Below are 13417 nucleotides of genomic sequence, written 5' to 3'. Positions count from 1 at the left end.
TTGCGCTTTCACGTTTCGGCCCACGCCGAAACATCGGCCGCGCCGCGCGCCTACGATGGCCGGCATGAACTCGAATCTTTCTTCATCCGAAACGCGTCTGTCCGCACGGCAGACGCTCACCGTGACGGCGACCAGCGTCGGCTTCGTCGTCTCGCAACTCGATGTCTCGATCGTGAATGTCGCGCTCGCGCGCATCGGCCACGATCTGGGTGCGAGCGTCGCGAGCCTGCAATGGACCATCGACAGCTACGCGCTCGCCTTCGCCGCGCTCATGCTCTCGGCCGGTTCGCTCGGCGACCGCTTCGGCGCGCGGCGCATGTTCGTCGGCGGACTTGCGCTTTTCGCGCTGGCGTCGCTCGCGTGCGCCTTTTCCGGCGACGCGACGCAACTCATCGCCGCGCGCGCCTTGCAGGGCGTCGGCGCGGCGGCGATGCTGCCGAACTCGCTCGCGCTGCTGAATGCGGCGTGCGGCCACGACCGGCGTCTGCGCGCGCGAGCGGTCGGCTTGTGGACGGCGGCGGGCGCGGTGTCGATCGCGGCGGGGCCGATCGTCGGCGGCGTGCTGATCGCGGCGTTCGGCTGGCGCAGCATTTTCTGGGTCAATCTGCCGATCTGCGCGGCGGGCATCGTCGCGACGCTCGCGTGGATAGAAAACGCGCGACCCAAAGATGCCGGTCGTGCGCGCGGCATCGACCTGCCCGGCCAGGCGCTGGCGATCGTCGCGCTCGCCTCGTTCGTCGGCGCGGTGATCGAACTGCGCCCGCTCGGACCGATGCATCCGCTCGTCATCGGCGCCTTGCTGCTCGCGCTGGCGGCGGGCGGCGCGTTCATCGCGATCGAGCGCGAAAGCCGCACGCCGATGCTGCCGCTGTCGCTCTTCGCCGAGCGCACGTTCAGCGCGGCCGTGGCCTTCGGTATCGGCGTGAATCTCACCTACTATGGAATGGTCTTCGTGCTGAGCCTGTATTTGCAGCGCGTGCTCGGTCACACGCCCTTGCAGACCGGCCTCGCGTTCCTGCCGCTGACGGGCGGATTCCTGATCTCGAACCTGGCGAGCGGCCCTGTCGTCGCGCGCTTCGGCTCGCGCGGCCCGATGATCTTCGGCGCGCTGCTCGACGCCGCCGGTTTCGCCGCGCTCGCCTTCGTCGATGCGACGACGCCCACGGCCGCGCTGCTCGTGCCGTTCCTGCTGATTCCATCGGGGATGGGACTCGCGGTCCCGGCGATGACGACCGCGCTGCTCGGCACCGTCGGCCAGCCGCGTGCGGGCACGGCGTCGGCGGTGCTCAACACGGCGCGGCAGGCGGCGGGCGCGATCGGCGTCGCGGCGTTCGGCGCGCTCGCGGCTTATGGCGACGGCGCGGCGAGCGCGCACCAGATCGTCGATGCGGTGCGCTGGTCGGCGGCGATCTCCGTCGCGCTTCTGTTGTGCGCCGCGTCGATCGCGCGTCATGTGAACAATCCGGCGAGCGCGAACGCCGAAGAACGTGTTACTTAGAGACGGACGCCGGGAACGGCCGTTGCAACGCCCAGGTAAAGCCGCGAATCTTTTGAGGACAACACCATGTCGACAATGCCCCGCTCCCCCGAGGAGCCGCTCGAACCGGACCCGGACAAGCTGCTCGATCCCGACGCCGCGCCGAACCCCGAAGATCCGGACATGCCTGACGGCCCGGATTCCGCGACGCCGATGGTGCCCGCCGATCCGAAAAACGGCGAACCGCGCATGTAGAACGCCGGGCGGCCATCGCGCGCATAAAGCAATGCCCGCGCGGCCTTGAAAGCGGCGCGGGCATGCTTACTGATGCTCGTGGACGAAGAGCGTTACAGGCTAGTGGTCTGCACCGCGCCGGTTTCCAGCGCACGCTCGATGAGCGCTTCCTGCTGCGCCTTGCGAACGGCATCGGCGACGAGCGTATCGGGCGCTTCCACTTCGGCCTTGATCGCGCCGATGATGCCGTCCGCTTCGACGATCACGAGCGATTCCGCCGAATCCGCACGGCTGATGATGACGCGCAGCGGCCCGCCGCCCTCCGCGATGCTGGCGCAAAACTGCATCGTTTGCCCGCCGATCACTTGTTCGAATGTTTGAATCATCGCTGCCTTCCGCGTTGGTTGGACAAAAGCTGACACAGGCTGCGCGCCATGCGGCGCGCAGCCTGCTTTCTCATTGATCCGCGCATGTCGACTAGGTTCAATTCTGTAAGCATGCGCGGCGCGACGCAAGCTCAACGTCTTGCGTCGGCGAGTTCGCGAAGGATGGCGGCGGTCGAATCGTCGGCGGGAAAGAAGGCTTCGATCGCAAGCTCCGACAACGTGATGTCGACGGGCGTGCCGAAAACCGTCGTCGTGCTCAAGAACGACAGCACGCCGTGCTGCGTGCGCAAACGCAAGGGCACGACGACGGGATCGGTCTCGCCGCGCGGCTCGTGGGTCGCGTGACGCGGCGCGGGATACGCCTCCAGTTCGGCCAAGAGCGCGACGAGCGTCGCATCGCCGGACACGTCGATTTGCCGGCGCAGGCGCGCGAGCAGATGCGCGCGCCACTCGTGCCAGTTGTCGATGGCATCGGCGAGACCTTGCGGATGCATCGACAGCCGCAGCACGTTGACCGGCGGCACGAGCAATTGCGCATCCGCCGATGCGACGAGCGGCGCGAAAGCCGCGTTGGCCGCGATCATCGTCCAGTGACGATCGACCGCGAGCGCGGGATACGGCTCATGCCCTTTGAGCACGAGATCGACAGCACGCCTGGCAGCGGAAAGTTGCGGATCGGCCAGCGCGCGCTCGCGATAAAGCGGCGCATAGCCGGCCGCGACGAGCAGCGTGTTGCGCTCGCGCAGCGGCACGTCCAGTTGCTCGGCGAGGCGCATCAGCATGTCCCGGCTCGGCAGCGAGCGGCCCGATTCGACGAAGCTCAGGTGACGCGTGGACACGTCCGCAACGCCTGCGAGATCGAGCTGGCTCATGCGCCTGCGCTGACGCCATTCGCGCAATAGCGCGCCGACGTCCGATCGAACGGCCGGATGTACGAGGGTCGAGTTCATGCAACCGATGTTAGACGAAACATGATCACGCGATCCATTACCTGCGAAGTAAGCGGCGCCACGAACGTAACATTTACGCCGCAAACATTTGCGAAGAAAAACTTGCGCGCGACACCCTAAATCTCCGGCACTTTCGCGCCGATAAGTCCAACAACAAGCGAACAATGCGTCGCGAGCCGTGCGCGTCTCAATCCCGAGCACGCACGGCCCGCGGCGCCCGGACTTTTGCGGAGAAATCATGTTTGTCATCATCGGATGGTTGTTGGTCATCGGCTCGGTGATCGGAAGCTTCGTCGGCGTCGGCGGCCACCTCGCGGCCCTCGTGCAACCGTTCGAGCTGCTGTGTATTTTCGGCGCGGCGATCGGCGCGTTCGTCGTGTCGAATCCGACCGCGACGCTCAAGAAAACGTTGCAATCGATTCCGAAGGCGTTCAAGGGCGGCGGCTACACGAAAGAGAAATATCTCGCGCTGATCGCATTGCTCTACGAACTGCTTCAGAAGGCGCGCAAGGAAGGCATGATGGCGCTCGAAGCCGATGTCGATGCGCCCGAGTCCAGCCCGGTCTTTCAGAAGTACGAGCACGTCATGGCCGATCATCATCTGCTCGACTTCATCGTCGACTATCTGCGCATGATGTCGGCGGGCAATGTCAACGCGCTCGAAATGCAGGATCTGATGGACGAAGAGCTCGACACGCACCACACCGAAAGCTCGATCGCCGCGAACGCCATTCAGAAAATGGCCGATGGCCTGCCTGCATTCGGTATCGTCGCCGCGGTGATGGGCGTCGTGCACACGATGGGCTCGGTCGGCGCCGCGCCCGCCGTGCTCGGCGAGATGATCGCGGGTGCGCTCGTCGGCACGTTCCTCGGCATTCTGCTGGCGTACGGCTTCATCGGCCCGCTCGCGGACCTGCTCAACGCGAAGGGCGCGGCCGAAGCGAAGCCGTTCCAGTGCGTGAAGTCCGTGCTGCTCGCATCGATGAACGGTTATGCGCCGACGATCGCGGTCGAGTTCGGCCGCAAGGTGCTCTTCACCGCCGATCGTCCGAGCTTCAAGGAACTCGACGACGCGGTTCGTGCCACCAAGATGCCGAAGGCGGCTTCGTGATGACATCGGGTACGCAAAGGACCAACGCACATGGCTGAGAAACCGTCACGCGATCCGCTGCAGTCCGTGCTTGCGCCGACTGTCGTCGTCAAGCGCAAGAAGAAGGCGCACGGACACGGCCATCATGGCGGCGCATGGAAGATCGCCTACGCCGACTTCGTCACCGCGATGATGGCGTTCTTTCTGTTGATGTGGCTGCTCGGATCGACATCGAAGTACGACAAGGAAGGCATCGAGCAATACTTCAATACGCCGCTTTCCGCATTGTTCGGCAACGATGGCGGCGCGTCGGCGCATACGAGCGTCATCGCGGGCGGCGGCAGGGATCTGTCGAGCACGCGTCCGGGTGAAGGCAACAAGACCCAGACGCAACCGGTGCCGCAATCGATCGCGCGCGCTGCCGTTGCGATGGACGACTTGCGCAAGCTGCAGCAACTCAAGCAGAAGCTGATGGCGCTCATCGAGCAGACGCCTGCGCTGCGCGCGTACAAGGATCAGATTCGCATCGCGATCACGAGTGAAGGCTTGCGTATCGAGATCGTCGATTCGCTCAAGCGGCCGATGTTCGCATCGGGCAGTTCGAGACTCGAAAGCTATGTGACGACGATTCTGACGAACATCGGCGCATCGCTGAACGATGTCGATAACCGCGTGTCGATTGCGGGGCATACGGATGCAGTGCCCTATTCCGGCGGTCAGGCGGGCTATTCGAACTGGGAGCTTTCGAGCGAGCGGGCGAATGCCGCGCGGCGCGCGCTCGTCGCGGGCGGCATGAAGGAAAGCAAGGTGCTGCAAGTGCGCGGACTGTCCGACGTGCTGCCGCTCAACAAGGATGTCGTCGACGAGCCGACGAATCGGCGGATCAGTATTCTCGTGCTGAACAAGGCCGCGGAACAGGCGTTCTTCCGCGATGGCGGCAGAACCACGGTCGATGAAACGCGGCCTGTCGAAGCGGCGCTTCCCGCGCCGGTCTCGGTCAAGTCGGATGCGCCGGCGGCGGTGGTGAAGTAGACAACGCTCGCGGCTTGACGAAGCGCCATGCACATCGAATCGTGCATGGCGCTTTTCATTTCAGCCGAGCCACTCCGCGACCGTCTGCACCACGAGCCAGACGTTCGCCGCGCTGATGACCACGAACAGCGCCCACGCGACGAGCTTCATGAACGGTTTGTTCGCGAACGCTCCCATGAGGCCGCGATCGCTCGTCATCCGGATCAGCGGATAAAGCGCGAACGGCAGTTGCAGGCTCAGCACGACCTGACTCGCGACGAGCAGCTTGCCGACCGCGCCGTTGCCCATCACGTACACGCCGATCAACGCTGGCACGAGCGCAAGCGCCCGAGTGATGAATCGGCGCTGATAGCACGGGATTTTCAGTTGCAGGAACCCTTCCATGATGACCTGCCCTGCAATGGTCCCGGTGAACGTCGAACTCTGGCCCGATGCAAAGAGCGTCACCGCGAAGAGAATCGCCGCAAGCCCGGTTCCCACGATAGGCGCAAGCAGCTTGTACGCATCTTCGATCTCGGTCACTTGCGTGTGTCCCGTCGCGTGAAATGCCGATGCCGCGAGAATCAGGATCGCCGCATTGATCAGCAGCGCGAGAACGAGCGACACGATCGTATCGAGCCGCGAAAGATTGATCGCCGATGCAAGGCTCTTCGCATCGCGATTCACCACGCGCGTCTGCACGATCGAGGAATGCAGATACAGGTTATGCGGCATCACGGTCGCGCCGAGAATGCCTATCGCGAGATAAAGCGGCTCGCGATCGCTCAACGCGTGAATCGATGGCACGAGCCCGGCAGCAACCGAAGGCCAATGCGGTTTGACGAGCACGAGCTCGACGATATAACCGACGCCGATCGTCGCGATGAGCCCGAGCATGATGGCTTCGAGATCGCGAAAGTTCTTGCCTTTCAGGCCCAGCACGATGAGCGTATCGAATGCGGTGAGCACCACGCCCCACATCAGCGAAACGCCGAACAGCAAATGAAACGCGAGCGCGCCGCCGAGCACTTCCGCGAGATCGCACGCGATGATCGATAACTCCGCGAGCATCCATTGCACGTTCGCGACCGGTTTCGCGTAACGCTCACGCGATAGCTGCGCGAGATCCTTTCCCGTGACGATGCCAAGGCGCATCGAAAGACATTGCAGCACCATCGCCGCAAGACTCGACAACACGACGACAAAGAGCAGGCTATAGCCGTAGCGTGAGCCGGCTTCGATATCCGTCGCCCAGTTGCCCGGGTCCATATAGCCGATGGAAATGAGCAGGCCCGGCCCCGCGAATTGCAGAAGCTTCTTCCATAGCGGCGCGCCCGGCGAAACGGCGACGGAGCCTTTGACTTCCGATGGGCAAAACGGCGCGGTGGCCGTGGTCGGCAGATTGAACGGCAATTTATCGAGTCCTGATGGGATATCGGGGACAACATCCGCGAACGATGTTGTTCAGGTAGCTTACAAGGCGCGTCTCGCGGGCGAGTCTATCACCGGCTGCGCGCATTCACAGACAGCCCCAATCTGACCAAAGCGTCATCTCATCGCCAGCATCTCGTCACGGTACGACAAATAGAATTCAGTGGTGGCTGTAGCGAGCGTGCCGACGCTGCATATCGCGCAACCGCACGTCCCGTTCATTTTTACCCGCATGAGGAGTGCGCCATGAAACTAGTCACACGCATCGCTGTAATCGCCCTTGCTGCCGCGCCGCTCGCCGCGCTCGCACAATCCGAAGGTCTCACGCGCGCGCAGGTGAAAGCGGATCTGCAACGCGTCGAACAAGCCGGCTATAACCCGTCCGAGCGCGATGCGTTCTATCCGAACGACATCCAGGCAGCCGAAGCCAAGGTCAGCGCGCAAAGCGCATATGGCTCGTCCAGCGACGGTTCGTCGTCTTCGGGACGCACGATGTCGACGACGCCGCTCGGTCAAACCCCGCAGTAACGCACGCTCATCGAACGAGACACGCGCGGCCTTCCGCGCCGTCTCGCTCGCGTCCCTTCGAAGCGCGTAACCCGCGCTCGCGCTTCGCTATTCCCCGCTGTCCGATGCGAATGCTCCGCCCTACCATGGGCTTTCGCAAGCTTGCTTTCAAACCGCCTTATCTGACATCGGCGCCATATTCACGTCATATTGTCGTTGGCACCCGGCCACTACCATAACGACACTGATGGCGAACCGCACGCCCCGCTCCGTCATTGCGTCCCGCGCGTTGCATTCGCCTCATTCGCAGCGCCCTCTCCCAGCTTCTTCCGAACGACTCAATGTGGATAGTCAACGTTGCGCTTAAGCGGCCATACACGTTCATCGTGATGGCCATCATGATCCTGCTGGCGACGCCGTTCGTCCTCGTGACGACGCCTGTGGACGTGCTTCCCGAAATCGACATTCCGGTTGTCAGCATCATCTGGAACTACACAGGCCTTTCCGCGCAGGACATGGCCAATCGCATCACGTCGGTCAACGAGCGCAGCCTCACGACCACGGTGAACAATATCGAGCACATCGAGTCGCAATCGCTGCAAGGCATCGCGATCATCAAGCTCTTTCTGCAGCCCACCGCGAACATCCAGACCGCGATCGCGCAAACAGTGGCCGTCGAACAGGCGCAAGTGAAGCAGATGCCGCCGGGCGCGACGCCGCCCCTCGTCATCAGCTATTCGGCGTCGAGCATTCCGGTGATTCAGCTCGGGCTTTCGAGTCCGAAGCAATCCGAGCAGGACCTGAACGATACCGCGCTCAATTTCTTGCGCCCTCAACTCGTGACGATTCCGGGCGCGGCCGTGCCTTATCCGTATGGCGGCAAGACGCGCCTCATCTCCGTCGATCTCGACACGCGCGCGCTGCTCGCGAAAGGACTCACGCCGACCGATGTCGTCCAGGCCGTCAACGCGCAAAACCTGATCCTTCCGACCGGCACCGCAAAGATCGGCCCGCGCGAATATACGGTCGACATGAACGGTTCGCCCGCGACCGTCGCGGGCCTGAACGACATTCCGGTTCGCACGATCAACGGCGCGACGACCTATCTGCGCGAAGTCGCGCACGTCCGCGACGGCTTCTCGCCGCAGACCAACATCGTGCGTCAGGACGGGCATCGCGGCGTGCTGATCTCGGTGCTGAAGAACGGCAACGCGTCGACGCTGTCCATCGTCAATACGTTGCATGATCTCTTGCCGCAAGCGCGGGCGTCGCTGCCTTCCGATCTGAAGATCAGCGCGCTCTTCGATCAGTCGGTGTTCGTGAAGGCCGCCGTGCAAGGCGTCGTGCGCGAAGCGCTCATCGCCGCCGCGCTCACCGCCGCGATGATCCTGCTCTTTCTCGGCAACTGGCGCAGCACCTGCATCATCGCGATCTCGATACCGCTCTCGATTCTCTCGTCGCTGATCGTGCTGCATGCGCTCGGGCAGACGATCAACATCATGACGCTCGGCGGCCTCGCGCTCGCAGTCGGCATTCTCGTCGACGATGCCACCGTCACGATCGAGAACATCGAGCGTCATCTGCACATGGGCACGAATCTGCACGACGCGATCCTCGAAGGCGCAGGTGAAATCGCGGTGCCCGCGCTCGTCTCGACGCTGTGCATCTGCATCGTGTTCGTGCCGATGTTCTTTCTCACCGGCGTCGCCAAGTTCCTGTTCGTGCCGCTTGCGGAAGCCGTCGTGTTCGCGATGCTCGCGTCGTACATCCTTTCGCGCACGCTCGTGCCGACGCTCGCGATGCTGTTGATGGGCCACGCGCACGCACCCGATGCGAAGGCGAAGCCGAATCTCTTCGTGCGTCTGCATCAGCGCTTCGATCGCGGCTTCGAGCGCATGCGCGGCGCGTATATCGTGATTCTGTCGAGCCTGCTCGTGAAGCGGCGTCTGTTCGCGACGCTCTTTCTCGGCTTCTGCCTGTTGTCGGCGGGCCTCGTGTTCATGCTCGGCGAAGACTTCTTCCCGAGCGTCGATGCGGGCGATATTCGCCTGCACATGCGCGCGCCGACCGGCACGCGCATCGAGGAGACCGCGCGACTCGCGGATGAAGTCGAAAAGGTCGTGCGCCAGATCGTGCCGCAAGACGAACTCGCGACGATACTGGATAACCTCGGTCTGCCTTATAGCGGCATCAACCTGTCGTACAGCAATGCCGGAACGATCGGCACGCTCGACGGCGAAATTCAGGTCGCGCTCAACGCGGATCATTCGCCGACGCAAAAGTACATCGACGAATTGCGTGCGCTCCTGCCGCGCCGCTTTCCCGGCGTCGAATTCTTCTTTCAACCTGCGGACATCGTCACGCAGATTCTCAACTTCGGCTTGCCCGCCGCCATCGACGTGCAGATTCAAGGGCAGAACGGCCAGGCGAATTTCGAAGTCGCGAGCAAGCTGATGAAGCAGATCCGCATGATCCCCGGCAATGTCGATACGCACATCCAGCAGAAGCTAGACGAACCGGCCATCGATTTGCAGATGGATCGCACGCGCCTGCAGCAACTCAATCTGTCCGCAAGCAACGTCGCGCAGAACGTGCTGGTTTCGCTTTCGGGAAGCTCGCAAACCGCGCCGGGATTCTGGTTCAACCCGCGCAACGGCGTCGAATACAACCTCGCGGTGCAGACGCCGCAGTATCAGATTTCATCGATCGACGAACTGCTGCGAACGCCGGTGTCCGCATCGCTCAACGGTCCCACGCAACTGCTCGGCAATCTCGTGCGCCTCTCGCCGAAGAATCAGTTCGCGGTGGTCACGCACTACAACATCCGGCCCGTGATCGATCTCTTCGTGAGCGTCGAAGGCCGCGATCTCGGCAGCGTCGCGCGCCAGGTGAATCATCTCGTCGATGAAGCGCAGAAGACGCTTCCGCGCGGCAGCCAGATCGTCGTGCGCGGTCAGGTCGAGACGATGCGGACGTCGTTCGTCGGCCTCGGATTGGGCGTCGCGATGGCGATCGTGCTCGTGTATCTGCTGATCGTCGTGAACTTCCAGTCGTGGATCGATCCGCTCATCATCGTAAGCGCATTGCCCGCCGCGCTCGCGGGCATCATCTGGATGCTCTTTCTCACCGCCACGCACCTGAGCGTGCCCGCGCTGACCGGCGCGATCATGACGATGGGCGTCGCCACCGCGAACAGCATCCTGATGGTCTCGTTCGCGCGACAGCGTCTGAACGCGGGCATGCCGCCGCTCACCGCCGCGCTCGAGGCGGGCGCGAGCCGCATACGCCCCGTGTTGATGACCGCGTTCGCGATGATCATCGGCATGATTCCGATGGCGCTCGGCCTCGGCGAAGGCGCCGAGCAAAACGCGCCGCTCGGCCGCGCGGTGATCGGTGGCCTGCTGTTCGCAACGGTTTCCACGCTCTTTTTCGTGCCGCTCGTCTTCGCAGGCATTCACGCACGTCTTGCACGGCGCGCCGCGCGAAGAGGTAACACGCAACATGAAGACGGCAGCGGCCAACACTGACATCAAAGCATCCCGACGAACATGACTGAAAAGAACCACGCATCGCTTGCGATTCCCGCTCGCGACCCGAACGAAGGGCCCGCGCTGCCGCCGCGCAACGTCGAATGGAAACGCGCGAAGATCGCGCTCGTGATCGTGCTCGCGTTGCTCGCGATAGGCGCGGCGCGCACGGTCGTCACCGATGTGCTGCATGGCCATTCCATCGCCGCGCGCACGCAGCAGAACGCGCAGCAATACGTGAACGTCGTCATGCCTCAAGAGACCGATGGCGGCGGCGAAACGACGTTGCCGGGGACCTTGCGCGGCTTCGTCGAATCGCCGATCTATGCGCGTGCGACGGGTTATCTGCTGCACTGGTATGTCGATATCGGATCGCGCGTGAAGCAAGGCCAGTTGCTCGCCGATCTCGACACGCCCGAGATCGATCAGGAGCTTGCGCAAGCGGTCGCGCAACGCGAACAGACTGCATCGAGCCTCGGACTCGCGAAGAGCTCGCTCGAACGCTGGCAGCAATTGCGTCAGCGCGATGCCGTGTCGCAACAGGAACTCGACGAGCGTCAGAGCACGTACAACCAGGACGTCGCGAATCTCGCGGCCGCCGATGCCAACGTGAAGCGTCTGCGTCAGCTCGAATCGTTCAAGCGCATCGTCGCGCCTTTTGCGGGCGTCGTCACGCAGCGCAATGTGGATGTCGGCGATCTGATCGATGCGGGCAGCGGCACGAGCCGCGCGCTCTTCGCGCTCGCCCAGTCGGACCCGTTGCGCGTGTTCGTGCAGTTGCCGCAGGCTTATGCGCAGAACGTATCGGTCGGACAGGACGTGACGGTCACGCAGGCGGAGCTGCCCGGCGAACAGTTCCACGGCAAGATCACCCACATCTCCGGCGCGATCGACGTGCCCACGCGCTCGTTGCAAGTCGAAGTGACGCTGCCGAATCCCGATGGGCGGCTACGGCCCGGCGCGTATGTGCAGGTCGCCGTGCCCGCGACCGCGCATGCGCGTCTGCTCGTGCCAGGCAACGCGCTGCTCTTCCGTTCCGAAGGTCCACGTCTCGCGGTCGTCGATGGCAACGGTCATGTGAGCCTGCGCAAGATCGTGATCGCGCAGGATCTCGGACAATCGCTCGAGATCGAGAGCGGAATCGACGCGACCGACAAGGTCATCATCAACCCGAGCGATTCGATCGCCGATGGCGATCACGTCGTGATCGCGCCGCAGCAAACGCAACGACAGCCCGCGTCGGGCAGCAAGGCCGCATCATGAAGACCGCGCTTGGCATCACGCTCGTCTCGCTGCTTGCCGCGTGTACGGTCGGGCCCGACTATCATCGGCCCGTCGCCGCAACGCCACCTACGTGGAAGACGGATTCGTACTGGCGCGTGGGCGAGCCGTCGCATGCGCCGCTCGCGCTCGACTGGTGGCAAGGCTTCGGCGATGTGACGTTGAACGGTCTCGAAACGCAGGCGCTCGCACAGAATCAGACGCTCGCCGCGGCGAGCGCGCACTACGCACAGGCTCGCGCGACGCTCGCGCAAACATCCGCGCTGGCGCTGCCTGAAGTCGATCTCGGTGCAAACGCGTCGCGCTCGCGCATTTCGAAGAACCGGCCAGTCACCAACTACGCGACGCCGAGCAACGCTACCGTTCAAAGCGATCTGAAGCTCGCGCCGACGGTCAACTACGACGTCGATCTGTTCGGCCGCATCCGTCGCGAAGAGGAGGCCGCGCATGCATCGGCGGATCAGTCGCGCGACGATCTCGCGAATGCGCGTCTCGTGCTGACCACCGATCTCGCCAGCGACTACTTCTCGATGCGCGAGCTCGATGCGGAGATCGACGTGCTGAATCGTTCTGTCGTGCTGCAAAAGAAAGCGCTCGATTACGTGCAGGCGCAACACGATCTCGGCGCGGTGTCAGGCCTCGATGTATTGCAGCAGCAAGCGCAACTCGATCAGACGCGCGTGCAGGCGCAACTGCTGCTCAATCAGCGCGCGCAATTCGAACATGCGATCGCCGCGCTCGTCGGGACGCCCGCGCCGCAATTCTCGATCGCGCCTGAATTGAACGAACGCCCGCTTCCGCCGATTCCACTCGGCGTGCCGAGCGATGTACTGCAACGCCGGCCCGATGTCGCATCCGCCGAGCGTGCGATGGCCGCGGCCAATGCGCAGATCGGCGTCGCGAAAGCGGCGTTCTTTCCGAGCCTCACGTTGAACGGCACGGTCGGCTGGGAAAGCACGGCATTCTCAAGTCTGATTTCCGCGCCGAGCCTTTTGTGGACCATCGGGACGATGGCAAGCCAGGTCATCTTCGATGGCGGACGGCGCTCGGCAGCCGTCGATTTCGCGAACGAAGGCTATGTCGCGGCCGTCGCGAATTATCGGCAGACGGTGCTCGGCGCGTTTCAGCAAGTGCAGGACGGCATCGTCGGATTGTCGGTGCTGGACGGCGCGGCGAAACAGTCGCACGCCGCGGTCGTCGATGCGCAACGCTTGCTGTCGCTCGCGAACGATCGTTATTCGGGCGGGCTCGTCGCCTATCTCGACGTCATCACCGCACAGCAGCAATTGCTCACGAGCGAACGACAGGACGTGCAGATTCGCGGACAGCAGCGCACCGTATCGGTGGCGCTCGTGAAGGCATTGGGCGGCGGATGGGACACTGCATCGAACGACGATCAGAAGCTTGCGAACGCAACTACTTCGGGCGAGTAGAAAGAAAACGTAAGCACGATGCCCGCGAGGCTCGTATAGTTAGCAGTTGAACAATGCGGTAAACACACACTGAACGCGCACAGGTGCCAG

11 protein-coding genes are annotated in these 13417 nt (G+C 63.4%); 8 read left to right on the top strand and 3 right to left on the bottom strand.

Annotation, left to right across the window (positions count from 1 at the left end):
• Positions 1-55: 55 nt before the first annotated feature.
• Positions 56-1498, top strand: a complete 1443-nt coding sequence (locus QCE49_RS27745) for an MFS transporter (RefSeq protein WP_250459853.1) — start codon at positions 56-58, stop codon at positions 1496-1498.
• Between the two features lie 66 nt (positions 1499-1564).
• Positions 1565-1732, top strand: a complete 168-nt coding sequence (locus QCE49_RS27740; RefSeq protein ID WP_008353574.1) for a hypothetical protein — start codon at positions 1565-1567, stop codon at positions 1730-1732.
• A gap of 92 nt (positions 1733-1824) precedes the next feature.
• Here the strand turns inward: QCE49_RS27740 and QCE49_RS27735 are convergent, their stop codons facing one another.
• Positions 1825-2097: a hypothetical protein gene (locus QCE49_RS27735; RefSeq protein WP_008353575.1), complete on the bottom strand. Its 273-nt coding sequence runs from the start codon at positions 2095-2097 to the stop codon at positions 1825-1827.
• Positions 2098-2228: 131 nt separating this feature from the next.
• Positions 2229-3047 (bottom strand): helix-turn-helix domain-containing protein, encoded by an 819-nt coding sequence (locus QCE49_RS27730; protein WP_175979224.1) that lies wholly within the window; start codon positions 3045-3047, stop codon positions 2229-2231.
• Positions 3048-3285: 238 nt separating this feature from the next.
• Between QCE49_RS27730 and motA the strand changes: the two genes are divergently transcribed.
• Both motA and motB read left to right on the top strand, forming a co-directional pair.
• Entirely contained in the window at positions 3286-4158 is an 873-nt protein-coding gene (gene motA, locus QCE49_RS27725; protein ID WP_008353577.1) for a flagellar motor stator protein MotA, read from the top strand.
• 30 nt (positions 4159-4188) lie between these two features.
• The gene (gene motB / locus QCE49_RS27720; RefSeq protein WP_008353578.1) at positions 4189-5169 is read left to right on the top strand and encodes a flagellar motor protein MotB; all 981 of its coding nucleotides are present in this window, start codon (positions 4189-4191) and stop codon (positions 5167-5169) included.
• 60 nt (positions 5170-5229) lie between these two features.
• Here the strand turns inward: motB and QCE49_RS27715 are convergent, their stop codons facing one another.
• The gene (locus QCE49_RS27715) at positions 5230-6561 is read right to left on the bottom strand and encodes an Nramp family divalent metal transporter (RefSeq protein WP_175979223.1); all 1332 of its coding nucleotides are present in this window, start codon (positions 6559-6561) and stop codon (positions 5230-5232) included.
• Positions 6562-6825: 264 nt separating this feature from the next.
• On the opposite strand from QCE49_RS27715, the gene QCE49_RS27710 reads away from it, so the two are divergent.
• The 4 genes from QCE49_RS27710 (at position 6826) to QCE49_RS27695 (ending at position 13327) form a co-directional block, all read left to right on the top strand.
• Complete coding sequence (locus QCE49_RS27710; protein ID WP_008353580.1) at positions 6826-7107, top strand: DUF4148 domain-containing protein; 282 nt, start codon at positions 6826-6828, stop codon at positions 7105-7107.
• A gap of 320 nt (positions 7108-7427) precedes the next feature.
• The gene (locus QCE49_RS27705) at positions 7428-10613 is read left to right on the top strand and encodes an efflux RND transporter permease subunit (RefSeq protein WP_250459855.1); all 3186 of its coding nucleotides are present in this window, start codon (positions 7428-7430) and stop codon (positions 10611-10613) included.
• Positions 10614-10634: 21 nt separating this feature from the next.
• Positions 10635-11876 carry an efflux RND transporter periplasmic adaptor subunit gene (locus tag QCE49_RS27700; protein WP_250459857.1) on the top strand — a complete coding sequence of 414 codons (1242 nt, stop codon included), beginning with the start codon at positions 10635-10637 and terminating at the stop codon, positions 11874-11876.
• Positions 11873-13327, top strand: a complete 1455-nt coding sequence (locus QCE49_RS27695) for an efflux transporter outer membrane subunit (RefSeq protein ID WP_250459859.1) — start codon at positions 11873-11875, stop codon at positions 13325-13327. Before QCE49_RS27700 ends, QCE49_RS27695 begins: the two co-directional genes overlap by 4 nt.
• The last annotated feature ends 90 nt before the right edge of the window (positions 13328-13417 follow it).

Source organism: Caballeronia sp. LZ008, from assembly GCF_031451435.1.
GTDB classification, from domain to species: domain Bacteria; phylum Pseudomonadota; class Gammaproteobacteria; order Burkholderiales; family Burkholderiaceae; genus Caballeronia; species Caballeronia zhejiangensis.
This window is presented reverse-complemented; position numbering and strand designations above follow the sequence as displayed.